This is a genomic window from Pseudomonas sp. JDS28PS106 (genome assembly GCF_036706555.1).
Lineage (GTDB): Bacteria > Pseudomonadota > Gammaproteobacteria > Pseudomonadales > Pseudomonadaceae > Aquipseudomonas.
On sequence record NZ_JBAJGT010000002.1, the window covers coordinates 258033 to 283388 of the forward strand.

Here is a 25356-nt window from a genome sequence, read left to right on the forward strand (position 1 = left end):
AAACCGGATGCCCAGGCGCCATAAACTTTTATACGTACTGATCGCAAGCTTGTGGCTGGGATTGCAGCCCCCGCTTCTGGGCGCGGCGGATCATTATGTCCTGCTGGGCCGGTCCAGCCCCGCACACATGGACGTAAAGCTCGACAGTAATCAGTGGCGCTGGGTACGCAGCAAGCGAGAACTGATTCTCGGCACCTCGGCGCCGGACTATCCACCCTTCGACATCACCCTCTCGGGCAACGATTACGAGGGCATCACAGCCGATTACGCCAGCATCGTTTCCCAGGCGCTGGATCTTCCCGTAAGGGTTCAGCGCTTTGAAAATCGCAAGGCTGCGATGCAGGCGCTCAAGCAGGGTCTCATCGACCTGCTGGGCAGCGCGAACGGCTTCGAGGCCACGGACCCCGGCATTCGCCTGTCGCAGCCCTACGCGGTGGATCAACCGGTGCTCGTCACACGCACCGGTGAATCCAGACCGCTGGATGATGGCCTCAAGGGCATGCGCCTGAGCATGGTCTACCACTATCTGCCCACGCCGCTCGTCAAGGCGCTGTATCCCGGCGCGACGCTGGTCACTTATCCCTCGTTTCAGAATGCGATCAACGCCGTCGCCTTCAATGAGGCGGACGTGTTTCTGGGCGATACCATCTCCACCCAGTACATCATCAACAAGGGCTATCTGAACAATGTGCAGATGGCCAGTTTCGGCAAGCACGAGGCCAACGGTTTCAGCTTCGCCGTGAGCAGCGAACAGACTCCCCTGCTCGACATCGTCAACCAGGCGCTCAAGGCGATCCCTCTGGAAGAACGCATCGACATTTCCAAACGCTGGAGCGCCGGCACCGACCTGATGATCACCGATCAGAAGCTGCAGCTCACGTCTCGCGAAGAGCGCTGGATCGCGCGCCATCCCACCGTGCGCATGGTGTTCAACGAAACCTACGCGCCGCTCACCTTCTTCGACAGCAACGGACATTTCCGCGGCGTGACGGCCGACCTGCTGGAACTGGTCCGGCTGCGTACCGGACTGCGCTTCGAGGTCAAGCGGGCCGCGAGCATGGCCGACATGATGAGTCAGGTCAGCCTGGGACAGGCCGACATGATCGGCGCGCTGGTCGCCAGCGACGATCGTCAGGACAGGCTCAATTTCAGCCGTCCCTACATCGAGAATTCGTTCGTGCTCCTGACACTCAAGGGCAAGCGCAGCCCTGCCTATCTGGAGCAGATGGACGGCAAGCGGCTGGCTCTGATTAAAGACAGCCCGCTGGCGCCCTGGATCAAGCGCCAATACCCGGGGATTGTCCTGGTGGAAGTCGACAACCCTTTCCAGGTGCTGGACATGCTGTCGCTGGGACGAGTGGAAGCCGCCGCCACTTCCCTGCTCAGCGCCAACTATTTCCTGTCCTCCGGTATTTTCGGCCAGCGTCTGCAGATCACCTCCACGGTTGGCGAGGAGCCTGCACTGATCTCCATGGCCACGGCCCGCAACGCTCTTGAACTGAGTTCGATCCTGGACAAGGCGCTGGCGAGTATCGCGCCTCAGGAACTGGCCGCCATCAACAACCGGTGGCGCTCATACGCACATACCGGGGTCAACTGGCAGGATTACGAGCGGCTCATCTACCAGATCGTGGCGGGCGCCGGCCTGCTGTTGATCGCGCTGCTGACCTGGAATGCTTACATGCGACGCCAGATCAAACAGCGAGAAGCGGCCGAGCGAGCCTTGAGCGACCAGTTCGAATTCATGCGCGCGCTGGTGGACGGCACCCCGCATCCCATTTACGTCCGTGATCGCGACGGCCTGCTGCGGATGTGCAACGACAGCTACCTGAAAGCATTCGCCGCGCGGCGCGAGGACGTCATGGACAAGACCGTCTTCGACGGCGTGTTGAACGACGCCGCCGAAGCCCGGGAGTATGTCGCCGACTATCAGCAGGTCATGGCCAACGATACCGCCATGGTCATGGATCGAACCCTGCATATCGGCGACCGGTTGTTGACCATCTACCACTGGATCCTGCCGTTTCGCGACTCGCTGGGAGAAGTAAAGGGCGTCATCGGCGGCTGGATCGACATCAGCGACCGCCGGCAGTTGATCGAACAACTGCAGGCGGCCAAGGAGCAGGCCGACAACGCCAGTCGGGCCAAGAGCACCTTCCTGGCGACCATGAGCCACGAAATCCGCACCCCCATGAATGCCGTGATCGGCATGCTGGAACTCGCGCTCAAGCGGGCCGACCAGGGCGTGCTCGACCGCGGCGCCATCGAGGTGGCGTACAACTCGGCTCACGACCTGCTGGACCTGATTGGCGACATTCTCGATATCGCCCGCATCGAAACGGGTCGCCTGACCCTCAGCCCCGAGCGCGCCAACCTGCGCCAGCTGGCGGAAACAGTCGTGCGTGTATTCGACGGCCTCGCTCGTCAGAAACGGCTGAGCCTGGTGCTCAATCTGGACAGCCGGGTAAACGATGACGTACTGATCGACCCGCTGCGTTTCAAGCAGATACTGTCCAATCTCGTCAGCAATGCGATCAAGTTCACCCGCCAGGGGCAGGTCAGGATCAGCCTGCATATCGAAGACGGTACGACCGATCGGCAGCTTCTCCTCAACATGACGGTCGAGGATACGGGCGTCGGCATGAGCGAAGAGGACCGGCAGCGGCTGTTCGAGCCGTTTACCCAGGTCGATAACCAGGGCCAGCAGGCCAGGACCGGCGCCGGGCTGGGTCTGGTGATCTGCCGCAACCTGTGCCAGATGATGGGCGGCGACCTGTCGTTGCAGAGCGAGCCTGGCAAAGGAACCCGTGTCAGCATGACGCTCGAACTCACGCGGCTGGATCCTCGCGACCCGGTCGTGTGCGAACCCGACGTCGAGCCGGTCACCGCCCAGTCGCTGCGGATCCTCATCGTCGACGATCACCCCGCCAACCGGCTGCTGCTGTGCCAGCAACTGGGATTTCTCGGACATCTGTGCGAAACCGCCGAACAGGGCGCGCAGGGTCTGGAATACTGGCTCGCCGAGCCTTTCGATCTGGTCATAGCCGATTGCAACATGCCGGTGATGAACGGGTATGACCTGACGCGAAGTATCCGCGAGCATGAGCGCACCCACCACCTTCCGCGCAGTCCGGTCTGGGGCTTCACTGCAAACGCACAGCCAGAGGAAATCCGTCGTTGTTCAGAGGCAGGCATGGACGACTGTCTGTTCAAGCCCATCAGCCTGACGACTCTGAGCGAGCAACTGAGCAAGCTGACACCATTGGGTCGCGGTGAACCGGTCTTCAGCCTCGCCAGCGTTGGCAACCTGACTGGCGGCCGGCCGGAAATGGTCGAGCGGCTTGTAGCGCAATTACTGCGCAGCAGCGAGGAGGACCGCAACACTCTGGTAAGCACCGACATCGCCGACCGGCAGCAGATACGCGAGCTGGCTCATCGGATAAAGGGCGCCGCGCGCATCATTCGGGCGTCGGGAGTCATCGAGGCGTGCGAGCAACTGGAGAATGGTTGTGAAACAGCGACCGACGCGGAACTGAGCGACATGAAAGCGCAGGTAGAACGCGCAATGTGCAAGCTTGAGGAGGCACTATTCAATCGGCAGGTGCAGACCGTCGACTGAAGCTGGCGGGTGAGCAGGAGCGCGAATCATATGGAAACAGCGGAGAGAAAGCAGGCGCAAGGCCTGCTCCCTGGCACATCAGGCAACCGGATTGATTTCTTTTTCCGGATACCAGACGTCGATCAGCGGGCTGACGGTGATTTCGGTCAGTTCGCTGCGGCCCTTGAGCCAGGCTTCCACGGTAGCGCGTTGCTCTTCGCTCACCGAGCCACGCTTGCTCAGGCAGACCAGACCGAAGTCGTCTCCACCTACGTAGCCCAGACCGTTGGCTTCCATGGCCTCTTTGAGGAACGCATCGAGGAAAGCATCGATCGCCTGATCATCCAGCTCTGGCTTGAAGTCCAGGTTCAGCTCAAAACCCAGCTCCTGGAATTCATCGACGCACAGTTTTTTGCGCAGACGGCGGGAACGGTTAGTGGCCATGAAACAATCCTCATAAATAAATACCGGGCGGCACTTTACCAGTTCGGGCTGCTAAATGCCCGTTTCATGGCGTTTGACGGCCGCGATCCTCAAATCCCGCGCCGCCATCAAAAAAAATGCTTCTCCAAAGCCCGCTCGCTCACAACCCCGTCGCGCTTGCTGCATAATGCTGTTTTATTCGTCGCCGATGCAGTGTCATTCCCAAAACGTTGGGGGCGAGCTGTATTTTTACCGAGGGAATTCATCCATGCCCTCATTTTTTGTCCCCTCTTTGCAGTAGGGTTTTACTTTCATGATCAAGTCGTTGCGTCCTCTGCTGTTGGCTACACTGCTTATCCCGCTGTCTCTTCCCGTCGACGCCGCAGTCGTCAACACCACGCTTTCCCCCAAGGTTCAACAGGCGCTCAAGGCCAGCAAACTGACTGACGACGCGCTGTCGCTGGTCATGCTGCCGCTCAACGGCCCTGGCACTCCGACCGTGTTCAACGCCGACGTTTCGGTAAACCCGGCTTCCACCATGAAACTGGTCACCACCTACGCGGCCCTCGAGATACTGGGCCCGACCCACCAGTGGAAAACCGAATTCTTCACCGACGGCACTCTCAGCAACGGCGTGCTGCGCGGAAACCTCTACCTCAAGGGCGGCGGCGATCCCAAGCTGAACATGGAAAAGCTCTGGCTGCTGCTGCGCGATCTGCGCGCCAACGGCGTCCAGCAAGTGACCGGCGATCTGGTTCTGGATCGCAGTCACTTCGTGCAACCGCGCCTGCCGGTCTTCGACGACGATGGCAACGATGTCAACAAGCCGTTCCTGGTCAAACCCGACGCGCTGATGGTCAACCTCAAGGCCCTGCGTTTCGTGACCCGTAACGACGATGGGCGGATTCTGGTTTCGGTAGAACCGCCTATCGCCAACGTCCGTATCGACAACCAGGTCAAGGCGGCCGCTGGCAAGCAGTGCAACGGTGAAGTGCGCTACAACCCTGTCCCGCAACCCGACGGCAGCGTCAACGTGACCGTCAGCGGCCAGCTCGGCAACGGCTGCAACTCCCAGACCTACCTGTCTCTGCTCGACCATCCGACCTACGCTGCTGGCGCCGTTCGGGCCATCTGGCAGGAGCTGGGAGGCAGCATTCTGGGCAAGGATCGGGTCGACGTGGTGCCCGGCAGCGCCAAGTTGCTGGCGAAAGCCTTCTCGCCGGATCTGGTGGAAGTCATCCGCGACATCAACAAGTACAGCAACAACACCATGGCACAGCAGCTGTTTCTCAGCCTGGGTCAGGAATTTCGCAACGAAGCCGACGGCGACGATGCCAAGGCCGCGCAACGGGTGATCCGCCAGTGGCTGGCGAAAAAAGGCATCACCGCCTCCCATCTGGTGATGGAAAACGGGTCAGGACTGTCCCGGGCCGAACGGGTCAGCGCGCGGGAGATGGCAGTCATTCTTCAGGCAGCGTGGCGCAGCCCATACGCGGCGGAATTCATGAGTTCGATGCCGCTGGCCGGCATGGACGGCACCATGCGCAAGCGTCTCAAGCGCACGCCCGTGCTGGGACAGGCTCACATCAAGACCGGCACCCTGAATACCGTGCGCGCCATCGCGGGCTTCAGCCGTGACAGCAATGGCAACACCTGGGCGGTGGTAGCGATCCTGAACGACCCGCGCCCTTTCGGAGCTTCCTCGGTTCTGGATGAAGTGCTGGTGGACCTGTACCGGCAGCCGAAGCTGACCAACACGACGGTCTCCATCCAGCAGCCTTGAGGCGCAGGTAAAGTCGACGCACTTCCAACCGAACCCGAATCTGTAGGAGCGGATTCATCCGCGAAACGATCGATCAGGCGAAAAAAATGCTGCGCCTATGCGATCGTTATCGCGGATAAATCCGCTCCTACGCGGCCGTCCGTCAGCCGCGCAAGGTCATCTTCCACGCACGATGGATCTTGCCGTTGCGGGCGAAATCCTGGTCGATTGTCTGCCCGGTGATCTCCTCGACCGCATAACGATCCGCCAGATGCTCATCAAGCTGGAATTTGCGGAAGTTGTTGGAGAAGTACAGCACGCCGCCCTGCGCGAGCCGTGCCATCGCCAGGTCCAGCAGTTCGACATGGTCGCGCTGCACATCGAACACGCCTTCCATGCGCTTGGAGTTGGAGAAGGTCGGCGGATCGATGAAGATCAGGTCGAACTCGTCACGAGAGGCTTGCAGCCACGCCATGACATCGCTCTGCTCCAGCCGATTCTTGTCGGAGAAGCCGTTGAGCGACAGGTTGCGGCGCGCCCAGTCCAGATACGTACGAGACAGATCGACGCTGGTGGTGCTGCGTGCCCCGCCCTTGGCCGCGTGCACGCTGGCGGTCGCGGTATAGCAGAACAGGTTCAGGAAACGCTTGCCCTCGGCTTCGCGCTGGATGCGCATGCGCATCGGGCGGTGGTCGAGGAACAGGCCGGTGTCCAGATAATCGGTCAGGTTGACCAACAGCTTGACGCCGCCTTCCGCCACTTCCAGAAACTGGCCCTGGGAATTCTGACGTTCGTACTGCCGGGTACCGCTCTGGCGTTCGCGGCGCTTGATCACGACCCGGCTCTTGTCGACGTTCAACGCCTGGGGAATCGCGGCCAGCGCATCGAACAGTCGGGCCGAAGCTTTTTCAGGATCGACCGATTTGGGCGCGGCGTATTCCTGGACATGGACCCAGTCCCGGTACAGGTCGATCGCCAGCGAATACTCGGGCATGTCCGCGTCGTACACGCGGTAGCATTCGACACCCTCGCGGCGTACCCACTTGCCCAGCGCCTTGAGATTCTTCTGCAAACGGTTGGCAAACATCTGCCCGCCTTCGCTCAGCCGCGCCTGCTCGACCACCACGGGCGCGGGCTTGATCGGATTACCGTTGCGATTGAGCAGCCGTTCGCCGCTCGCCTCCTCTGGCGCTTCGCGTTCAGCCTGGCGTTGTTCGGCGGTGCGGCGCTCGCCGGTCACGAACTGGTCCGGCACGACCTTGATCAACAGCAGCTTGCAAGGCAATGCGCCGTTCCAGAACGAATACTGTTTGTGGCTGCGAATACCCATGCGCTTGCCCAGGTCCGGGGCGCCGGTGAACACCGCCGCTTCCCAGTTCAGGCACGCCTGGCGCAGGCGTTCGCCCAGATTCTGGTAGAGATACAGAAGGCTGGCTTCGTCGCCGAGTCGCTCGCCATACGGCGGGTTGCAGATCACCAGGCCTTTCTGGTTCTGGTCAGGACGCGGTTCGAAGGTGGCGACTTCGCCCTGGTAGACCTTGATCCACTCGGAGAGGCCTGCCCGCTCGATGTTGTTGCGGCCCGGCTGGATCAATCGCGGATCGGCTTCGTAACCCCGAATCCACAGTGGCGGGCGGGCCAGACCCGCCTGGGCACGGGCCAGAGCCTCGTCGTGCAGTTTGCGCCACAGCGCCGGCACGTGACCGAGCCAGGCGGAGAAACCCCAGCGTTCCCGCTTGAGGTTGGGGGCGATGTCGGCCGCCATCATGCCGGCCTCGACCAGAAAGGTGCCTACGCCACACATCGGGTCGGCCAGCGCGCCGCCTTCGGCCGCGATTCGTGGCCAGCCGGCCCGGATCAGGATCGCCGCCGCCAGGTTTTCCTTCAGCGGCGCGGCGCCCTGCTGCAGGCGATAACCGCGCTGGTGCAGGCTGTGCCCGGACAGGTCCAGCGACAGGATGGCTTCGCCACGGTCCAGGCGCAGATGCACTCGCAGATCGGGATTGATCTTGTCCACCGACGGGCGCTCGCCCTGCGGCGTGCGCAGCTTGTCGACGATCGCGTCCTTGACCTTCAGCGCACCGAAGTGGGTGTTGTCGATGCCCGAGCCATGACCGCTGAACTCGACGGCGATAGTCCCGTCCGCCTCAAGATGATCCTGCCAGTCGACATCCAGCACGCCGTGGTAAAGATCATCAGCGTTCTTCATCGGGAAACGCTTGAGCACCAGCAACACCCGATTGGCGAGTCGCGACCACAGACACAGCCGATAGGCTGTCTCCATATCCGCCATGCCACGAATGGCAGAGGTGTGTTCGCGGGCGTCTTCGAGGCCCAGGCCCGCAGCCTCTTCGGCAAGCAAGCCTTCGAGACCCTTGGGGCAAGTGAGGAAAAGTTCGTAGCGATCCGACATGTGTATTCCAGGGCCTGAGCCATCAGCGGCGGGCAACGCATTGCCCTACCAGATTCAAAACAGGCGCCTTTCAGGGAGAACGCCTGCGTGACACATAACGTGTGCCGGTCCACCGTATCCGCTCGAAAGCCGTACGGCAGTCATGACTTCATCGATTCAGCAACCTACCTGTACCGGCAGGCGATAACCACTCTCATTGCGACCCTTCGTCGCTTAAACCCGTTTGGCGGGATGCCATCAGCTAGCTGCGGACCGTCCCGCCGTAAAACGCCGAGCCCGCGGCTCAGGGGCGCTGCGTGCTACATCACCGTTACACTCGTTCGACCCTTATCACGCAAAGGATCCGAAGATGACGTGCTTATGACAAAACAATCATTCACACCGCCAGACGCTTTGGTTAGAACTCATCTCAGGTCGTTACTGCAACGGTAATGACATAGCGCCCGCGACGCCGGCAGCGGGCACCAACGGCAGATCAATCTGCCCGACCTCATCGCAGGTCTCAGGGATATAACAGTCAACAGACGAGGGCAATACCCTATGAGAAGACTCAAGCGTGATCCGTTGGAAAGAGCATTTTTGCGCGGATATCAGTACGGCGTTCATGGCAAGTCCCGTGAGCTTTGCCCATTTACTCTACCGTCGGTACGCCAGGCATGGATCAACGGCTGGCGAGAAGGACGCGGCGACAACTGGGACGGTATGACCGGCACTGCGGGAATCCACAGGCTCAACGAACTTCACGCGGTCGGATGAGGTAATTCCGACTAGTCCATCGAGACTTATTGACTGACCTTTTCACATTCGCACCAGAAACGCCCCACCCGGGCGTCGGGTTGATACCCCGGGGGGCTCTTCCAGAGCCCCCCTTCCCGGCCTTCAGCACCGCCTCTTATCCACGCGGCATCGCGGCGATCGCATCGACCGACTCACGGATCAGCGCCGGCCCCTTGTAGATGAACCCCGAGTAGATCTGCACCAGACTGGCCCCCGCCGCGATTTTCTCGGCGGCGTGACGGCCTTCGGTGATGCCGCCCGCGGCGATGATCGGCATACGCCCGGCCAGCTCACCGGCCAGTATCCGCACGGTATGAGTACTCTTTTCGCGCACTGGCGCGCCGGAAAGGCCACCGGCCTCATCGGCATGAGGAAGGCCGGCGACGCCTTCGCGGCTCAAGGTCGTATTGGTGGCGATCACCGCGTCCATACCCGATTCGAGCAGCGCGGCAGCTACCAGCACGGTTTCTTCATCGGTCATGTCCGGCGCAATCTTGATCGCCAGCGGCACGCGCTTGCCGTGTTGCAGGGTCAGATGTCGCTGGCGCTCGCCCAGTGCTTCGAGCAATTGCTTGAGCGAATCGCCGAACTGCAGGCTGCGCAAGCCAGGGGTGTTCGGCGAGCTGACGTTGACGGTGATGTAGCTGGCATGGGCGTAGACCTTGTCCAGGCAGATCAGGTAATCGTCGACGGCGCGCTCGACCGGGGTATCGAAGTTCTTGCCGATGTTGATGCCCAGCACGCCCTTGAACCGCGCGGCCGCCACGCGGCTCAGCAGATGATCGACGCCCAGGTTGTTGAAGCCCATGCGGTTGATGATCGCCTCGGCATTCGGCAGGCGGAAAATCCGTGGCTTGGGGTTGCCCGGCTGAGGCCGCGGCGTGACCGTGCCGATCTCCACGAAGCCGAAGCCCAGCTGCGCAAAACCGTCGATAGCGGCGCCGTTCTTGTCCAACCCCGCCGCCAGCCCGACCGGATTGGGAAACTCAAGGCCCATGACCGTGACCGGCAACTGCACCGGTGCCTTACACAGCAGACCATTGACACCCAGACGTCCGCCCGCGCCGATCAGGTCCAGCGACAGGTCGTGGGAGGTTTCCGGGGAGAGTTTGAACAGTAACTGGCGGGCCAGGTTATACATGGGCGGGCTGGGCTCGTGAGAAGCTGAATTCAGGGCCGCGATTATAGACGCGTGCGGGCCTTGCGCGCGAGACGCGCAATGCACTTGTCGCCAGGGCCCGGAAGATCAGTGGCATATGCCTTGCTTGATCGCGTTTTTATGGAAGTGATCGATGGTGCGGGCTTTATGAATACACCTACACACAATCCCCTGGCCTGGGTGGCCGGCAGCGACGCTCCGGAGCTGAGCAGCCTGGAATTGGGCTTCATGGCCCTGACCGACTGCGCGCCCTTGGTGGTCGCCGCGACCCAGGGATTCGCTCAGCCTTATGGCCTGACGCTCAATCTGCGGCGACAGGCATCCTGGTCGGGCTTGAGGGACAAGCTGGTCAACGGACAACTGCACGCGGCCCATAGCCTGTACGGCATGATCTACGCCGTGGAACTGGGAATCGGCGGCGGCCCCTCCACGGAAATGGCGATCCTCATGGGCCTCAATCAGAACGGCCAGTGCATCAACCTTTCCCGCCCGTTACAGGACGCAGGCGTGATCACTCCTGAGGCACTCGACCGTCGCGCGCACCAAAGCGGACCAAAACTGACCTTCGCCCAGACCTTCCCCACCGGCAACCATGCCATGTGGCTCTATTACTGGCTCGCCAGCCAGGGCATTCATCCCTTGCACGACGTAGACAGCGTCGTGGTGCCTCCGCCGCAAATGGTCGAGCACCTCGAGGCCGGGCGCATTGACGGCTTTTGCGTAGGCGAGCCCTGGGGCGCCAGCGCCGTCGCCCGGCAACAGGGTTTCACCATGGCCACCAGCCAGGCGATCTGGCCTGACCATCCCGGCAAGGTGCTGGGTTGCACGCGGGCGTTCGTCGAGCAGCACCCCAACACCGCCCGCGCGCTGACCATGGCGATTCTTGAAGCCAGTCGATTCATCGAACAGAGCCCGGAAAACCGCCGCTCCACGGCGCAACTGCTCAGCGGTGCGGAGTACCTGAATACGCCGCTCGACTGCATCGAGCCACGGCTGTTCGGCCATTACGAAGACGGCCTCGGCAACCGCTGGGAGGACAACCACGCTGTGCGCTTCCACGGCGCGGGCGAAGTGAATTTCCCCTGGCTGTCGGACGGCATGTGGTTCATGACCCAGTTCCGTCGCTGGGGCGTGCTGCGCGATGACCCGGATTACCTGGCGGTTGCCAGCCGCGTTCAGCAACTGGCGCTGTATCGCCAGGCAGCCGAAGCTCTGGACATCTGCTGCCCTTCGCAGCCGATGCGCAGCAGCCAGTTCATCGACGGCCGCATCTGGGACGGCAGCGATCCGCACGGGTACGCGCGCAGTTTCAAGCTGCACGCCATGGCCGATCAGTCATCCGCCATCAGCCGCTGAGGAGCCTGGACCATGCTGCGTATTCTGCTGATCAACGACACGGCGAAAAAAGTCGGGCGACTGAAAACCGCACTAACCGAGGCCGGTTTCGAGGTCATCGACGAATCGGGACTGATGATCGATCTACCCGCGCGGGTCCAGGCCGTGCGACCAGATGTCATCCTGATCGATACCGAGTCCCCCGGCCGGGACGTGATGGAGCAAGTGGTGCTGGTCAGCCGCGATCAGCCACGGCCGATCGTCATGTTTACTGACGAGCATGACCCGGCTGTGATGCGCCAGGCGATCAAGTCCGGCGTCAGCGCTTACATCGTCGAGGGCATTCATGCCCAGCGCCTGCAACCGATACTAGACGTCGCCATGGCCCGCTTCGAAAGCGACCAGGCCCTGCGCGCGCAGCTCCTGGCCCGCGACCAGCAACTGGCCGAGCGCAAGCGCATCGAGCTGGCGAAAGGGCTGCTGATGAAGATGAAGGACTGCAACGAGGAAGAGGCCTACACCCTCATGCGCCGACAGGCGATGAGCCGCCAGCAGAAGCTGATCCAGGTGGCCGAGCAGATCATTGCGATGAGTGAATTGTTGGGGTAAGCCCGGGCCACGTTCCCTTTGGTAGGAGCCACCGGGGCGGCGTTCCGCCTTGCTGGCGATAGGGAATGGGCTCCTCGACTCTGGCCCGGCTCTTGCTTCGCCCAACATCAGGTAGCCAACGGCGGTTGCCACCCTTACGACAAAGACGTCGCTTCACGATTTCGCTCCAGCGCCTGGAACGCAATCGCGATGCGGCGTCTTTTGCGTTTCAGCCCCGGCGTCGGGGCGGGTGGAGCAGCCGGTGTCCGGAATGCTTCGCCACAGAATCTGGATTGCTCAACGTTCCGGTCCCGAACCGACCGACTTAACTTGCGGATGATGAGGTGTGCAATGGATACAAGCTTCTGGAAGGCCGGCCATAAACCGACTCTGTTCGCCGCTTTTCTCTACTTCGACCTGAGCTTCATGGTCTGGTACCTGCTCGGCCCGCTGGCGGTGCAGATTGCTACTGATTTGCAACTGACCACCCAGCAACGCGGACTGATGGTGGCAACACCGATCCTGGCCGGCGCGGTGCTGCGTTTTCTCATGGGTTTGCTAGCTGACCAGCTATCTCCCAAGACTGCCGGCATCATCGGTCAGGTGATCGTGATCGTGGCGCTGTTCGGCGCCTGGCAACTGGGCATTCACAGTTACGGGCAGGCCCTGCTGCTGGGCCTGTTCCTGGGCATGGCCGGCGCATCGTTCGCCGTCGCCCTGCCGTTGGCTTCGCAGTGGTATCCGCCGCAGCACCAGGGCAAAGCCATGGGCATCGCTGGCGCGGGCAACTCCGGGACGGTACTGGCGGCGCTGATCGCACCGGTGCTGGCAGCCAGCTTCGGCTGGGGCAATGTGTTCGGCCTGGCACTGATCCCACTGATCCTGACCCTGATCGCCTTTACCCTGATGGCACGCAATGCGCCGGAACGCGCCAGACCCAAATCCATGGCCGATTACCTCAAGGCTTTGGGCGACCGTGACAGCTGGTGGTTCATGTTCTTCTACAGCGTGACCTTCGGCGGTTTCATCGGGCTGGCCAGCGCCCTGCCCGGCTATTTCAACGACCAATACGGACTGAGCCCGATCACCGCTGGCTACTACACCGCGGCCTGCGTGTTCGGTGGAAGTCTGATGCGCCCTCTGGGCGGAGCCTTGGCCGACCGTTTCGGCGGCATTCGCACCCTGGCGGTGATGTACACCATCGCCGCCATCGGGATTGCCGCGGTCGGGTTCAACCTGCCCAGTTCGTGGGCGGCGCTGGCCCTGTTCGTCGCCGCCATGCTCGGCCTCGGTGCGGGGAACGGCGCGGTCTTCCAACTGGTTCCGCAGCGGTTCCGCAAGGAAATCGGCGTCATGACCGGTCTGATCGGCATGGCCGGCGGCATCGGCGGCTTTTTGCTGGCAGCCGGGCTGGGCGCCATCAAACAGCACAGCGGCGACTATCAGCTTGGCCTCTGGCTGTTCGCGGGTCTTGCGGTCCTCGCCTGGTTCGGCCTGTTGAACGTGAAGCGCCGCTGGCGCACCACCTGGGGCTCGGCAGCCGTAACCGCGGCCAGGGTCTGATCGCCGGTGAGTCTGGCACTGCGCTTCGCCGACTATACCGCCAGCGGTCCGCGTCCTGAAAATCAGGACGCAACCCGGCTGGTGACGCCTTCGCCCGCGCTCGCCGCCAGCAAAGGCTATCTGTTCGCCCTGGCCGATGGCGTCAGCCAATGCGCTGACGGTGGGCTGGCCGCTCGATCGACTTTGCAGGCGCTGGCGCTGGATTATTACTCGACCCCGGAAACCTGGGGCGTTGCCCAATCGCTGGACCGTCTGTTGCTGGCCCAGAACCGTTGGCTGCTCGCCAACGGATTACTGACCACCTTGAGCGCGCTGGTGCTGCGCGGCCGGCGCTTCACCCTGGCGCACGTCGGGGACTGCCGGGCCTATCGCTGGCACGACGGCGAACTGACCCGGATCAGCGAGGACCACGTCTGGGATCAGCCGGACATGCGCCACGTGCTCAAGCGCGCGCTCGGCCTGGACCAATATCTGGTCATGGACTATCTGGACGGCGAACTGCGTGAAGGCGAGCGTCTGCTGCTGATCAGCGATGGCGTCTGGGCGACGCTGGGAGACGCGGGCATTCGGTCGATCCTTGCCGAACGATCGGACCTTGAAACCACCACACGCACGCTGGTGCAGGCCGCACACCTGGCCGGCAGCCAGGACAATGCCAGCGCGCTGCTGATCGAGGTCGAGAGTCTGGGCGCCGACGATCTGGGTGACACGCTGGCCCGATTGCAGCAGTGGCCGTTACCGCCGAATCTGAAGCCCGGCCAGGAATTCGAGGGCTGGCGGATCGATTCCCAGCTGGCCCGTTCCCGGCAGTCGTGCGTCTACCGGGTGCGGGATGCGCACGATCAGGCCTGGCTGTTGAAAACCCTGGCTTTCGACCGCCAGGACGACGGCGCGGCCATGCAGGGCCTGCTGCTGGAGGAGTGGTTTCTGCGACGGGTCGCCGGACGTTATTTTCCGGAGTTGCACCCGCTGCCCGCACGCCTGCACTTGTATTACGTCATGCGCGAACATTCCGGACATACGCTGGCAACCCTGCTCGCCCAGTCCGGCCCATTGCCCCTGGCGCAGTGGCGCGACGTGGCGAACGCCCTGCTCAAGGGCGTCGGCCTGTTGCACCGGCGCAATATCATTCATCGCGACATCAAACCGGAGAACTTGCTGCTCGAAGGCAAGGACGACCTGCGCATTCTGGATTTCGGTCTGGCGTTCTGTCCGGGCCTGTCGACCTTCAGCGCAGACGAACTGCCGGGCACGCCCAGCTACATAGCCCCGGAGATCTACGCGGGCGCGTCGCCGGACGCGCGGCAGGATCTCTATGCGGTCGGAGTCACGCTCTATCGGCTGCTGACCGGCCACTACCCCTATGGCGAGATCGAAGCTTTTCAGCATCCGCGTTTCGGCTCGCCTGTACCGGCCGGGCGCTATCGCCCGGATGTCCCGGACTGGCTGGATCAGGTATTGAACAAGGCGCTACAGGCCGACCCCGGGCAACGCTACGAAACCGCCGAGCAGTGGCTGCTGGAAATGGAGCAGGCGGAACATCGTCCGGCCCAGTCACGCTCGCGGCCTCTACTGGAACGCGAGCCGCTCAAGGTCTGGAGGACGCTGGCACTGCTCTCTCTGGGCATCAACCTGCTGGCAGCGTGCGTTTGGCTCGCTCGGCATTGACCCAGCCACGCCCCTGTTGCGTGCACCGCGCATCAATCCGGTGCACTTGTAGAGGATGGCAAGGCACCAGGGCCCCGCCCACTGCTATCTCGGAAACTGGCACAAGCGCTGCATGGATCAACCCAGATGACTACATAGAGTGGCGGTCTCAACGGCGAGAACCCACTCACCCGATAACGGGACTGGACAAAGGCGTCCTGTCAGGCAACTGGCAGGGCGCCTTTTCGTTTGTGCGGAGGCACCATGAACAGACTCAAGCTGGTGATGATCGGCAACGGCATGGCAGGTGTGCGCACCCTCGAAGAGCTGTTGAAGCTGCGTGACAACATGTACGACATCACGGTGTTCGGCGCCGAGCCGCATCCCAACTACAACCGCATAATGCTATCGCCGGTGCTGGCGGGCGAACAGGACTTCGATGATATCGTCCTCAACGACCTCGCCTGGTACACCGGGCACGGGATCGATTTGCGCCTCAACCGTCGGGTCGTGCGTATCGACCGGGTCAGACGTCTGGTGATCGCCGACGACGGCAGCGAAGCGCGTTATGACCGGCTGCTGATCGCTACCGGCTCCAGTCCGTTCATCTTGCCGATCCCCGGCAACAGACTGGAAGGCGTGATCGGCTACAGGGATATCGGCCACACCCGGCAGATGATCGAGACCGCGCGTACCCATCGCCGGGCTGTGGTAATCGGCGGCGGGCTGCTGGGGCTGGAAGCGGCCAACGGGCTGGCGCTGCGGGGCATGCAGGTCACCGTGGTACACCGGGGGCGAACGCTGCTGGAACGGCAACTCGACCCAGCCAGCGGCCTGATGCTGCAGAAGGCGCTGGAACGACGCGGCCTGACGTTTCGCCTGTCCGGCCAGACCCAGGCCCTGCTGGGCGACGCCCAGGGCCGTGTCGAGTCGGTCCGGCTGGCCGACAGTGAATGCATCGCCGCGGATCTGGTGGTGATGGCCGCCGGGATTCGTCCCAATATCGAACTGGCCGAACAGGCGGGCCTGGCCTGCAATGGCGGCATCCTGGTGAACGATACCCTGCAGACCTACGACCCGCGCATCTACGCCATTGGAGAATGCGTCAGCCATCGGGGCATTGCCTATGGTCTGGTGGCCCCGCTGTTCGAACAGGCGAAAGTCTGCGCCAACCATCTGGCCCAGCTTGGCTATGCGCGCTACTCGGGTTCGATCACCTCCACCAAACTCAAGGTCACCGGCATTGATCTGTTTTCAGCGGGCGATTTCCTCGGCGCACCCGGCACGGAAAGCATCACCTTGTCGGACCCGACCAGCGGCATCTACAAAAAGCTGGTGATCAAGGAAGACGTGCTGGTCGGTGCCTGCCTTTATGGCGATACCAGCGACGGGAACTGGTACTTGCAGCAGATATGCGACGCTTCGCCCATTGGTCGATTTCGCGACCACCTGATATTCGGTCCCTCCCTGGCTGTCGAGCGAGCATGCGCATGAACGGTTTCGTCACTCCCGCCACCCAGGTGACGGCTTCCACCTGCTGCTACTGCGGCGTTGGCTGCGGCGTGCTGATCGAGCACGACGGCGAACGCATCCTGGGCGTCAGCGGCGATCCATCTCACCCGGCCAATCAAGGCCGGTTATGCAGCAAGGGCTCGACCCTGCACCTGACCGGCGATCTCTCGGCCCGGGCGCTTTACCCCGAGCTGCGCCTGAGCAAGGGGCTGGCCCGCGCCTGTACCGACTGGGACACCGCGCTTGACCACGCGGCCAGCGTGTTTGCCGAGAGCATTCGTGAGCATGGTCCGGACAGTGTCGCCTTCTATATCTCGGGGCAATTGCTGACCGAGGATTACTACGCCTTCAACAAACTCGCCCGGGCATTGGTCGGCACCAACAATATCGACAGCAACTCGCGGCTGTGCATGTCATCGGCCGTCGTCGGTTACAAACGCAGCCTGGGTGCCGACGCACCGCCTTGCAGTTACGAAGACATCGAGCTCAGCGACTGCGTGATGATCGTCGGCAGCAATATGGCCTACGCCCATCCGGTGCTGTTTCGACGACTGGAAGAAGCCCGCACCCGACGACCCGACATGAAAGTCATCGTTGTCGACCCACGCCGCACCGACACCTGCGAACTGGCCGATCTGCACGTGGCAATTCAGCCCGGCACCGACGTCGCCCTGTTCCACGGTTTGTTTCATCTGCTGGAGCGCAACGGCCAGATCGACGAAGCCTTCGTCCGCGCGCACACCGAGGGCTACGAACGGATGGCGGCCCTGGCCTGCGAGTTTCCCCCTGAGCGGGTGGCGCTGATCTGCGGCATCAGTATCGAGGACCTGCAGCGCTGCGCGGAATGGATCGGCCGCTCGCCCGCATTTCTGTCGTTGTGGTGCATGGGATTGAACCAGTCCAGCGCCGGCAGCGCGAAGAACAGCGCGCTGATCAACCTGCATCTGGCGACCGGGCAGATCGGCCGCCCCGGCGCCGGCCCCTTCTCGCTTACCGGCCAGCCGAACGCCATGGGCGGACGGGAAACCGGCAGCCTGTCCAATCTGCTGCCGGGTCATCGCGAAGTCGCCAACCCGGAGCATCGGGCGGAAGTTGCGCGCTATTGGGGCGTAAACGACCTGCCGGCCAGCCCTGGGTTATCGGCGATCGATCTGTTCAAGCAGATGAAAGCCGGCAAGATCAAAGCGCTGTGGATCGCCTGCACCAACCCCGCCCAGTCGCTGCCCGATCAGGCGAACGTTCGGGCAGCGTTGCAGGCCTGCCCTTTTGTGGTGTTGCAGGAGGCGTTCACCACCACCGAAACCGCGGCCTTCGCCGACCTGCTGCTGCCTGCGGCGAGCTGGGGCGAGAAAGAAGGCACGGTCACCAACTCCGAGCGCCGCATCTCCAGCGTGCGCAAGGCCGTACCCGCGCCCGGCGAAGCCCGCGCGGACTGGGCAATCACCACCGATTTTGCCCGCAGGCTGGCGAAGCGAGTGCGCCCCGAGGCTGCCGCGCTTTTCGAGTTTGCGAACGCGGAAACCCTGTTCCAGGAGTTCATACCGCTTACGGCAGGTCGGGATTTGGACATGACCGGTATCGACCGTGCTCTGCTCGATCAATTCGGTCCACAGCAATGGCCGTTCCCGGCGGGTGCCAGTCGGGGCACGGCCCGGTTGTATGCCGATGGTCCATTCCCCACGCCCTCCGGTCGGGCCAGGTTCGTGGATGATCCGTATGTGCCGATACGCGAGCCGCGGGATAGCGATTATCCCCTGACGCTCAACACCGGCCGTCTGCGCGACCAGTGGCACGGCATGAGCCGCACCGGCACCGCGGCCTGTTTGTTCGGTCATGTCCCGGAGGCGGTGTTGAGCCTGCATCCGCACGACATGGCTAAACATCGCCTGCAGGTCGGTGACTTGGTGCGTGTGACCAGTCGTCGCGGGGCGCTGACGATGCCGGTCATTAAGGATGACGCCCTGCTGCCGGGCCAGGCATTTCTGCCGATGCATTGGGGCGACCGGTTTCTCAAAGGCGGGATGAACAGTCTGACCCTGCCTGATTACGATCCTTTGTCGCGGCAGCCGGAACTCAAGCAGGCCGCCGTGCGAATCGAACGCGCCGAGTTGCCTTGGCAGCTTTTCGCGCTGGTGGAAGGCGACGTCCAGCAACGTCTGACCCGATTGCGTGCGTTGTGTGAAGGCTTCGATTTCGTCAGCCTTGGCCTTACCGGTCGCGAGCGGTCGGCGCTGGTCGTCAGGGCGGCCGCGGAGCATCCACCCGAAGCAGGAGTCCTTGAAGCGATCGATCAAGCGCTCGGCCTGGACGACGGGCCGGTACTGGCTTACGACGACCCGGCCCGCTCCATCGGCAAACGGCTGCGCGTTGAAGATGACAGGGTGACCGCACTGCGGCTGGCAGGCGAAACCCTGGCACGGGACTGGTTGCAAAGCCTCTGGTCTGAAGGTCGGGTCGATGAATCCGTGCGTCCCTGGCTGCTGGCACCGCTTAGCGCCCCACCCGGCCTTGCCGAAACCCAGACCCGTGACAAAGTGCTGTGCAACTGCAAGAACGTGGGACAACGCGCGATCGTCGAAGGGATCGAGCAAGGACTGGACATGCCGGCGCTCAAGGCCAGGCTTGGTTGCGGGACGCAATGCGGGTCATGCGTTCCAGAGATCAAGCGGCTTATTCAGGCGGTAACCGTGGCGTAGGAGCGGCTTCAGCCGCGATCTGCCGCAAAGCGGCAGCAAAACCGGCCGACGCAGTGTTTCAGGTGAACCGCGTGATCGTTTATCGCCAGCAAGCTGGCTCCTACAAATCACTCACGGTCCTGTAGGAGTGAGCTTGCTCGCGATCTGCCGCAGCGCGGCAGTAAAACCGGTCGACGCGGTGTTTCAGGTGAACCGCGTGATCGTTTATCGCCAGCAAGCTGGCTCCTACAAAATTCGCGGCGGTCGCCCCTTTCTTGCAGGCAAAGAAAAACCCGGCCGGAGCCGGGTTTTTCTGGTGAAGCGGGCTAATTACTTAGCCTGAGCTTCAACTTCTGCTTCTACGCGACGGTTTACAGCGCGGCCAGCGTCGGTTGCGTTGTCAGCAACTGGACGGGTTTCGCCGTAGCCTACCGAGTTCACGCGCTCAGCACCAACACCGTACTGGTTGACCAGAACTTGCTTGACGGCGTTTGCACGACGCTCGGACAGCTTCTGGTTGTAAGCGTCAGGACCGACGGAGTCAGTGTGACCTTCAACAGTAGTGGTGGTTTGTGGGTACTGCTGCATGAAGTCAGCCAGGTTCTTGATGTCGCCGTAGCTGTCAGTTTTGACAACAGACTTGTCGAAGTCGAACTTCACGTCCAGCTCAACACGAACGACTTCGGCAACTGCCGGGCAGCCATCAGCGTCAACGGTAACGTTGGCTGGGGTGTCAGGGCACTTGTCGACGTTGTCACAAACGCCGTCGTTGTCGCTGTCGGAGCAGACTTCAGCAACCGGAGCAGGAGCTGCTTCGACTTTCTTGCTGCCGCCACCGAAGTTCACACCGATACCGACGCTAGGAGCCCACTCGGTGTCACCCTGGTCGATGTTGTACTGAGCTTCAACGCCGGCACGGGCGTAGAAGTTGTCAGTGAAGTACAGCTTGGCGCCGCCGCCAACGTTGGCGAAGGTGGAACCGTTACGGCCACCACGGTCGTTCTGGCCCAGGCTCTGGTCAGAGAAACCAGCGGAGACGTACGGACGCAGCATGTCGCCAGGATTGTTGAAGTGGTACAGAGCGTCCAGGGCAGTGTTGGAGCCCTTGATGTTCTTGCCACTGTCGCTACGAACGTTGTGCACTTCGTCGTAACCCAGACGCAGTTCTACGTCGTCGGTCAGGAAGTAACCGATCGAGCCGCCGAACAGGTTGCCGTCGTTTTTGAAGTCACGAGCGCTGTCGTAGTACTCTTTCTTGGCGAAGCCTTCGATTTCGACTGCGCCTTGGCCTTGTGCCAGAGCGCCGAACGATGCTGCGGCAACAATAGTACCAATGGCCAAGCCCAAGGTGTTTTTCAGTTTCATCCGTTAAATCCCCATCTGGTGATTGTAAAGCAGTCCCGCATACCGGGGGACAACTCGTCGGCAGTCTAACAGAACCTACCGATTGGTTAGAGATATTTGCTCCGAGTTAAGTTTCGGCGACGCCTGCAAATTTCTCGCGTAGTTTATCCAAAGCCCGCTTGTAGCGCATTTTCGTTGCGCTCAAGCCCATGTGCATGATATCGGCGATTTCCTGAAATTCCAGTTCCGCGACGAAACGCAGCACCAGGATTTCCCGATCAATCGGGTTCACATGCACAAGCCAGCGATCGAGACCGCCCCGCTCTTCAGGTTTTGGCGCCTTTTCTTCCGACGCTTCCTCAAGCGGATCCAGACTCAGCGCGTCCATCAAGCGACGCTTTCGCCGTTCCTTTCGATACTGAGTGATGCACTCGTTATACGTGATGCTGTAGAGCCAGGTCTTGAACTTCGATTTACCCTCGAAATTCTTCAATCCATACAACACCTTAAGCATCACTTCCTGACAGACATCGTCAGCATCGCGATCGTTCCCTAAATAACGCGCACAGACGTTAAAAAGTGTTCGCTGGTAACGACGCATCAGCTCTTCATAAGCCTTCGTCACGTTGAACAGCTCAACGTGGGCGCGCGCGACCAGCTCCTCGTCAGAGAGCTCGCGGGGGTCGTAGCGCGTCGATAGCGGTAGGGGTTTATTCAAAACGAATCTTGCCGACTGTCAGGTCAATGTCCGCCACTGCGCGGGTCGCGGCAATTTGGCGGCATAGTTTAGCAGGTTAACCGCTTAACGGCTGCTGACTCTCTGATCGAGCAGGACGCGATTGGAAAACGACACCAGCTCCCCTTCATCAGTCAGCAGGGTCGTCTTGACCGTGCCTATCTCTTCGATCTGCCCTTCCACTTCCCCGATCTGGACATATTGTCCGACCTGAAACAGTTCACGCACATAAATCCCGGCGATGATCTGCCCGGCGATTTCCCGGCTGCCCAGGCCCAGCGCAAGCGCTACAGCCAGACCAACGGTAATCAGACCGATGACGATCACATGATTGAGCAGGTCGGTCTTGACCTCCAGCTGACTGATCGCCACGGAGATGCTGATGATGATGACCAGCCCTTGGGCAACCCGCCCCAGACCCGCCGCATAATCGACGCCGACGCCTTCCGCGGCGCCTCGCACCAGACCGTTGACCAGTTGGGCCAGGAGTACGCCGACCAGCAGGACCAGCGCGGCTCCGAACACCTTTGGCAGGTAGAGCGCCAGCATGTCCAGCGTCGCGGACACCCGCTGCAACCCCAGGGACTCAGCGGCCGATACCAGGAAAATCAACAGCACGAACCAGTAGACGATCTTGCCGATCACAGTGGAAATCGGGACTTTCACGCCGGCGCGGCCGATGATCTTGGTCAGGCCGGTACCGCCCATCAGCCGGTCCAGGCCCAGCTTGGCGAGCAATTTGGACAGCAGTGCATCGAGCAGCTTGGCGACCACGAAACCCAGCAGCACCACGACCAGGGCGCCGAACAGGTTGGGGATGAAGTTAGCGATTTTGGTCCACAATGCAGTCATTGCAGTAACCAGACTCTGGGTCCAGAGATCCAATTCCATGTTCAATCAGCCTTATCGACAGGACGAGCGGAAGGTTTGGGACGACGGGAGACCGGCGCTACATGGGCCGAACCGTTGTTGAGGGCGATCATCAGTGCTTCGGACCAGCGGCCGAGCAATCCGAACAGGACGCCGGCGCCGACCTGACGATTGGCGGTCTTGAGCACGCGCCCCAGGCAAGCGTCATCATCCCGGCTGGAGGATGACGATTTGAGCATGTCACGTAAAGATTCTTCGAACGGGTCGTGCATCAGGCACCTCACGTAATGTCAGTGAGAGACGAGGCCGCTTTCGGTCAGGTCACAGCGGCTCGAAAAAAATCTGCCGACGCCCACGCTCGTCAGACCCAGCGCAGGCGCTTGAACAGCCACCATTGGCCGAGCGCCAGCGCCACGATCAGGCCGCAGGCGATAAGAAATCCGTAGGGACTGTCGGAGCCGGGAATTCCGCCGACGTTGATACCCAGCAGGCCGGTCAGGAAGCTCATGGGCAGGAAGATCCCGGTGATGATGCCAAAGCGGTACATGGTGCGGTTCATGTGTTCGCTCAGACGCCGGTCTTCCGATTCCAGCAGCAACCCTACCCGCTCGCGGGTTAGCTCCAGCTCTTCGAGGTAACGGGTGAGGCTGTTGTTGAGCTCGTTCCAGTAATCGGCGTCGTCGCTCACGAACCAGGGCAGCTTGCTGCGCGACATCTGCGCGTAGATATCGCGCTGTGGTCCGAGAAAACGTCGCAGCCCCGCCGCCCGCCGTCGGATCTGCAACAGCTTGCTGTGGTCCGGGGTATAACACTCGTCGGCATCGGTCTTTTCTTCTTCGCTGTCGACCGATTCGGACAGGTCGCTGACCAGCCCCTGAATTTTGTCGGTCAGGTATTGGGAGAGATAGAGGATGAGTTCCGATGACGTTTTCGGACCTTTGCCCTGCCCCAGACGCTCGATCAGGTCCTCGGTCGCGCGCAATGGCCGCAAACGCAGCGAGATCACGCGCCGCGCCGAGGCAAAAATGCGCACCGACACCATGTCTTCCGGCTCCGCGCCGGGATTGAGGTTGACGCCGCGCAGAAACAGCAACAGTTCCTCGTCGGGCAGCGGCAGCAGCCTGGGACGTGTGTTTTCCTCAAGCAACAGGTCGCAGGCGAACTCACTCAGACCACTGGCCTTGCGCAGCCAGGTGTGGGTCTGCGGGTGACTGCGGTCCCAATGCAGCCACAGGCTTTCCTCGGGCTGCAGTTGCAAGGCATCGAGTTCGGTTCTGGCGATGAAACGGGCTCCGCCTTTGCCATCCAATACGAGAGCATGCACCAGCCCCCACTGCGCGTTGGCTTCATCAAACATTCAGGTTTCGCTTATTCAGGCATTTTCAGAGGAGACGGGGAAATGATCACACCGTTGTTGTCGGCATACAGCCAGTCGCCCGGCCTGAAGGTGACGCCGGCGAAGGTAACCGGCACATCCAGATCGCCGATGCCGCGCTTCTCGGTCTTCTTCGGATGGCTGGCCAGCGCCTGGACTCCGAGATCGATCTGGGCGATGACGTCCACGTCACGGATGCAGCCGTAGATCAGCAGGCCTTCCCAACCATTCTTCGCGGCCTGCTCGGCTAACTGGTCGCCCAGCAGCGCGCAGCGCAACGAGCCGCCGCCGTCGACCACCAGCACTTTGCCCTGCCCCTCCAGCGCCACCTGCTCCTTGACCCGCGAATTGTCTTCATGACATTTGATGGTAACGATCTGTCCGCCGAACGAATCGCGTCCGCCGAAGTTGCTGAACATGGGTTCCACGGCCTGAACCAGTTCAGGGTAGGCATCGCACAGATCAGGGGTAAGGTAGTGCATGAGTTCAGCTCCTGGCGGTCGAGATGAGGGATCGAGTCTTTAGCTGCGTTCGCGATTAAACCAGCATAGTGAATTTAATCCCACCCAGGAACGCCTCCCTTCCGGGCTCAACCGGCAACCGCCTCCCGCTCAGGCTCGCCTTGCGTCACCTTACGTTGCTCGCGCAGCCAGTCGGCGACCCGCGGCCAGACTTCCCGCTGCGCAGCCTTGCTGACGACCATCTCGACGTGACCGAAGTCTTCGGCGAAGCCGTGCTGTCGGCCCAGACACAGAAAGCGCTTGTGCGGCGAACCGATCTGCTCGAACAACATCCGGCAGGCCCACTCCGGGTCCTGATGATCGCCGGCGGCCGCCACGGCAAGCACCGGCACCTGCACGGATCGCAGCCCTTCCCACCAGTGGTTGTCCCGCTCGCCGAAGCGGCCGAACAATCCATGCCAGCGCATGCTTTCCAGTACCAGCCCCGTCGGCTCGTCTTCCGGACCCCGCTTGAGCCGCGGACCGGAAATATGTTCGAAGCGTTTGAGCAGCAGGCGCCCCGACCATTGCAGCGGCGGGATCTTCAGCGGCCAGTAAGTACGGCTGACCTGGCTGCCGAACAGGGCCACCGAGGCGGCATCCGCCGAGCCGAGGTAGTGTCCGCCGAGCGCCGCCGCCAGCGTGGTGCCGCCCAGCGAATGGCCGACCCAGTGAGGAATCTGTCCACTCTGCTCGCGCACGAACGCCGCGATGGCCGGTAGATCATAACGGGCATAGTCGGCGACACGATTGTGCCGGTAAGTTTCATTGCGCGCTGAAAGCCCATGGCCGCGCATCTCGGCGATCCATACGTCGTAACCGGCCCGTGCCAGAAAAGGCCCGAGACCGATACCCTTGGGCGAATACCAGAAACGACGATTGGAAAAGCTGCCATGCACCAGGATGACAGGCACGCCGCGCACCGCCAGAGGATCGGCGAGACCGAGCCGGGTGAGCGCCAGCTCGACGCTGGGGTCGGGGCTGTTGCAGGGTTTCAGGCGGTAGACGTCCTCGATCAGATCGCCACGGCGCTCGGCGCTGATCAGGGCCACGGGGAATAAATGGCTGCTGCTTTGCAT

General features: G+C 61.9%; 20 protein-coding genes. 10 read left to right on the plus strand and 10 right to left on the minus strand.

Annotation, left to right across the window (positions count from 1 at the left end; all coding sequences use genetic code 11):
- Positions 1 to 7: 7 nt before the first annotated feature.
- Entirely contained in the window at positions 8 to 3619 is a 3612-nt protein-coding gene (locus tag TRP66_RS04440) for a transporter substrate-binding domain-containing protein (protein WP_333400146.1), read from the plus strand.
- 78 nt (positions 3620 to 3697) lie between these two features.
- Here the strand turns inward: TRP66_RS04440 and TRP66_RS04445 are convergent, their stop codons facing one another.
- Complete coding sequence (locus tag TRP66_RS04445; protein ID WP_333400147.1) at positions 3698 to 4042, minus strand: YggL family protein; 345 nt, start codon at positions 4040 to 4042, stop codon at positions 3698 to 3700.
- 292 nt (positions 4043 to 4334) lie between these two features.
- Between TRP66_RS04445 and dacB the strand changes: the two genes are divergently transcribed.
- Positions 4335 to 5804: a D-alanyl-D-alanine carboxypeptidase/D-alanyl-D-alanine endopeptidase gene (dacB, locus tag TRP66_RS04450; RefSeq protein WP_333400148.1), complete on the plus strand. Its 1470-nt coding sequence runs from the start codon at positions 4335 to 4337 to the stop codon at positions 5802 to 5804.
- Positions 5805 to 5946: 142 nt separating this feature from the next.
- Here the strand turns inward: dacB and rlmKL are convergent, their stop codons facing one another.
- Entirely contained in the window at positions 5947 to 8196 is a 2250-nt protein-coding gene (gene rlmKL / locus TRP66_RS04455; protein WP_333400149.1) for a bifunctional 23S rRNA (guanine(2069)-N(7))-methyltransferase RlmK/23S rRNA (guanine(2445)-N(2))-methyltransferase RlmL, read from the minus strand.
- A 540-nt stretch (positions 8197 to 8736) separates the two neighbouring features.
- On the opposite strand from rlmKL, the gene rmf reads away from it, so the two are divergent.
- A complete protein-coding gene (rmf, locus tag TRP66_RS04460; protein WP_002553055.1) occupies positions 8737 to 8952 on the plus strand; it encodes a ribosome modulation factor in 216 nt (71 codons plus the stop codon).
- Between the two features lie 136 nt (positions 8953 to 9088).
- Here rmf and TRP66_RS04465 read toward each other — a convergent pair whose 3' ends face one another.
- Positions 9089 to 10114 carry a quinone-dependent dihydroorotate dehydrogenase gene (locus tag TRP66_RS04465; protein ID WP_333400153.1) on the minus strand — a complete coding sequence of 342 codons (1026 nt, stop codon included), beginning with the start codon at positions 10112 to 10114 and terminating at the stop codon, positions 9089 to 9091.
- A 165-nt stretch (positions 10115 to 10279) separates the two neighbouring features.
- Between TRP66_RS04465 and TRP66_RS04470 the strand changes: the two genes are divergently transcribed.
- The 7 genes from TRP66_RS04470 (at position 10280) to TRP66_RS04500 (ending at position 19795) form a co-directional block, all read left to right on the plus strand.
- Positions 10280 to 11488 (plus strand): CmpA/NrtA family ABC transporter substrate-binding protein, encoded by a 1209-nt coding sequence (locus TRP66_RS04470; RefSeq protein ID WP_333400154.1) that lies wholly within the window; start codon positions 10280 to 10282, stop codon positions 11486 to 11488.
- Positions 11489 to 11500: 12 nt separating this feature from the next.
- On the plus strand, positions 11501 to 12076 hold the full coding sequence (locus TRP66_RS04475) for an ANTAR domain-containing response regulator (protein ID WP_333400155.1): 576 nt from the start codon (positions 11501 to 11503) through the stop codon (positions 12074 to 12076).
- Positions 12077 to 12406: 330 nt separating this feature from the next.
- Positions 12407 to 13618 (plus strand): nitrate/nitrite transporter, encoded by a 1212-nt coding sequence (locus TRP66_RS04480; RefSeq protein WP_333400156.1) that lies wholly within the window; start codon positions 12407 to 12409, stop codon positions 13616 to 13618.
- A 6-nt stretch (positions 13619 to 13624) separates the two neighbouring features.
- On the plus strand, positions 13625 to 15286 hold the full coding sequence (locus tag TRP66_RS04485) for a bifunctional protein-serine/threonine kinase/phosphatase (protein ID WP_333400157.1): 1662 nt from the start codon (positions 13625 to 13627) through the stop codon (positions 15284 to 15286).
- Between the two features lie 243 nt (positions 15287 to 15529).
- Positions 15530 to 16759 (plus strand): NAD(P)/FAD-dependent oxidoreductase, encoded by a 1230-nt coding sequence (locus TRP66_RS04490; RefSeq protein WP_333400158.1) that lies wholly within the window; start codon positions 15530 to 15532, stop codon positions 16757 to 16759.
- The gene (locus TRP66_RS04495; RefSeq protein WP_333400159.1) at positions 16756 to 19473 is read left to right on the plus strand and encodes a nitrate reductase; all 2718 of its coding nucleotides are present in this window, start codon (positions 16756 to 16758) and stop codon (positions 19471 to 19473) included. Before TRP66_RS04490 ends, TRP66_RS04495 begins: the two co-directional genes overlap by 4 nt.
- 133 nt (positions 19474 to 19606) lie before the next feature.
- A complete protein-coding gene (locus TRP66_RS04500) occupies positions 19607 to 19795 on the plus strand; it encodes a hypothetical protein (protein WP_333400160.1) in 189 nt (62 codons plus the stop codon).
- Here the strand turns inward: TRP66_RS04500 and TRP66_RS04505 are convergent.
- The 7 genes from TRP66_RS04505 to TRP66_RS04535 form a co-directional block, all read right to left on the minus strand.
- Positions 19783 to 20817 carry an OmpA family protein gene (locus TRP66_RS04505; RefSeq protein WP_333400161.1) on the minus strand — a complete coding sequence of 345 codons (1035 nt, stop codon included), beginning with the start codon at positions 20815 to 20817 and terminating at the stop codon, positions 19783 to 19785. The two genes, TRP66_RS04500 and TRP66_RS04505, sit on opposite strands and share 13 nt — an antisense overlap.
- A 106-nt stretch (positions 20818 to 20923) precedes the next feature.
- The gene (gene sigX, locus TRP66_RS04510; protein WP_333400162.1) at positions 20924 to 21514 is read right to left on the minus strand and encodes an RNA polymerase sigma factor SigX; all 591 of its coding nucleotides are present in this window, start codon (positions 21512 to 21514) and stop codon (positions 20924 to 20926) included.
- An 84-nt stretch (positions 21515 to 21598) separates the two neighbouring features.
- Positions 21599 to 22423: a mechanosensitive ion channel family protein gene (locus TRP66_RS04515; RefSeq protein ID WP_333400163.1), complete on the minus strand. Its 825-nt coding sequence runs from the start codon at positions 22421 to 22423 to the stop codon at positions 21599 to 21601.
- Positions 22424 to 22425: 2 nt separating this feature from the next.
- The gene (locus TRP66_RS04520; protein ID WP_333400164.1) at positions 22426 to 22674 is read right to left on the minus strand and encodes a CrfX protein; all 249 of its coding nucleotides are present in this window, start codon (positions 22672 to 22674) and stop codon (positions 22426 to 22428) included.
- 89 nt (positions 22675 to 22763) lie between these two features.
- A complete protein-coding gene (locus tag TRP66_RS04525) occupies positions 22764 to 23759 on the minus strand; it encodes a zinc transporter ZntB (RefSeq protein WP_333400165.1) in 996 nt (331 codons plus the stop codon).
- 11 nt (positions 23760 to 23770) lie between these two features.
- A complete protein-coding gene (gene rraA, locus TRP66_RS04530) occupies positions 23771 to 24259 on the minus strand; it encodes a ribonuclease E activity regulator RraA (protein ID WP_333400166.1) in 489 nt (162 codons plus the stop codon).
- 107 nt (positions 24260 to 24366) lie between these two features.
- The gene (locus tag TRP66_RS04535) at positions 24367 to 25356 is read right to left on the minus strand and encodes an alpha/beta fold hydrolase (RefSeq protein WP_333400167.1); all 990 of its coding nucleotides are present in this window, start codon (positions 25354 to 25356) and stop codon (positions 24367 to 24369) included.

Excerpts from the sequence above, each read along its gene's own strand:
- TRP66_RS04440 (WP_333400146.1), top strand. The coding sequence starts at position 8 with ATGCCCAGGCGCCATAAACTTTTATACGTACTGATCGCAAGCTTGTGG.
- TRP66_RS04445 (WP_333400147.1), bottom strand. The coding sequence starts at position 4,042 with ATGGCCACTAACCGTTCCCGCCGTCTGCGCAAAAAACTGTGCGTCGAT.
- dacB (WP_333400148.1), top strand. The coding sequence starts at position 4,335 with ATGATCAAGTCGTTGCGTCCTCTGCTGTTGGCTACACTGCTTATCCCG.
- rlmKL (WP_333400149.1), bottom strand. The coding sequence starts at position 8,196 with ATGTCGGATCGCTACGAACTTTTCCTCACTTGCCCCAAGGGTCTCGAA.
- rmf (WP_002553055.1), top strand. The coding sequence starts at position 8,737 with ATGAGAAGACTCAAGCGTGATCCGTTGGAAAGAGCATTTTTGCGCGGA.
- TRP66_RS04465 (WP_333400153.1), bottom strand. The coding sequence starts at position 10,114 with ATGTATAACCTGGCCCGCCAGTTACTGTTCAAACTCTCCCCGGAAACC.
- TRP66_RS04470 (WP_333400154.1), top strand. The coding sequence starts at position 10,280 with ATGAATACACCTACACACAATCCCCTGGCCTGGGTGGCCGGCAGCGAC.
- TRP66_RS04475 (WP_333400155.1), top strand. The coding sequence starts at position 11,501 with ATGCTGCGTATTCTGCTGATCAACGACACGGCGAAAAAAGTCGGGCGA.
- TRP66_RS04480 (WP_333400156.1), top strand. The coding sequence starts at position 12,407 with ATGGATACAAGCTTCTGGAAGGCCGGCCATAAACCGACTCTGTTCGCC.
- TRP66_RS04490 (WP_333400158.1), top strand. The coding sequence starts at position 15,530 with ATGAACAGACTCAAGCTGGTGATGATCGGCAACGGCATGGCAGGTGTG.
- TRP66_RS04495 (WP_333400159.1), top strand. The coding sequence starts at position 16,756 with ATGAACGGTTTCGTCACTCCCGCCACCCAGGTGACGGCTTCCACCTGC.
- TRP66_RS04505 (WP_333400161.1), bottom strand. The coding sequence starts at position 20,817 with ATGAAACTGAAAAACACCTTGGGCTTGGCCATTGGTACTATTGTTGCC.
- TRP66_RS04515 (WP_333400163.1), bottom strand. The coding sequence starts at position 22,423 with ATGGAATTGGATCTCTGGACCCAGAGTCTGGTTACTGCAATGACTGCA.
- TRP66_RS04520 (WP_333400164.1), bottom strand. The coding sequence starts at position 22,674 with ATGCACGACCCGTTCGAAGAATCTTTACGTGACATGCTCAAATCGTCA.
- TRP66_RS04525 (WP_333400165.1), bottom strand. The coding sequence starts at position 23,759 with ATGTTTGATGAAGCCAACGCGCAGTGGGGGCTGGTGCATGCTCTCGTA.
- rraA (WP_333400166.1), bottom strand. The coding sequence starts at position 24,259 with ATGCACTACCTTACCCCTGATCTGTGCGATGCCTACCCTGAACTGGTT.
- TRP66_RS04535 (WP_333400167.1), bottom strand. The coding sequence starts at position 25,356 with ATGCAAAGCAGCAGCCATTTATTCCCCGTGGCCCTGATCAGCGCCGAG.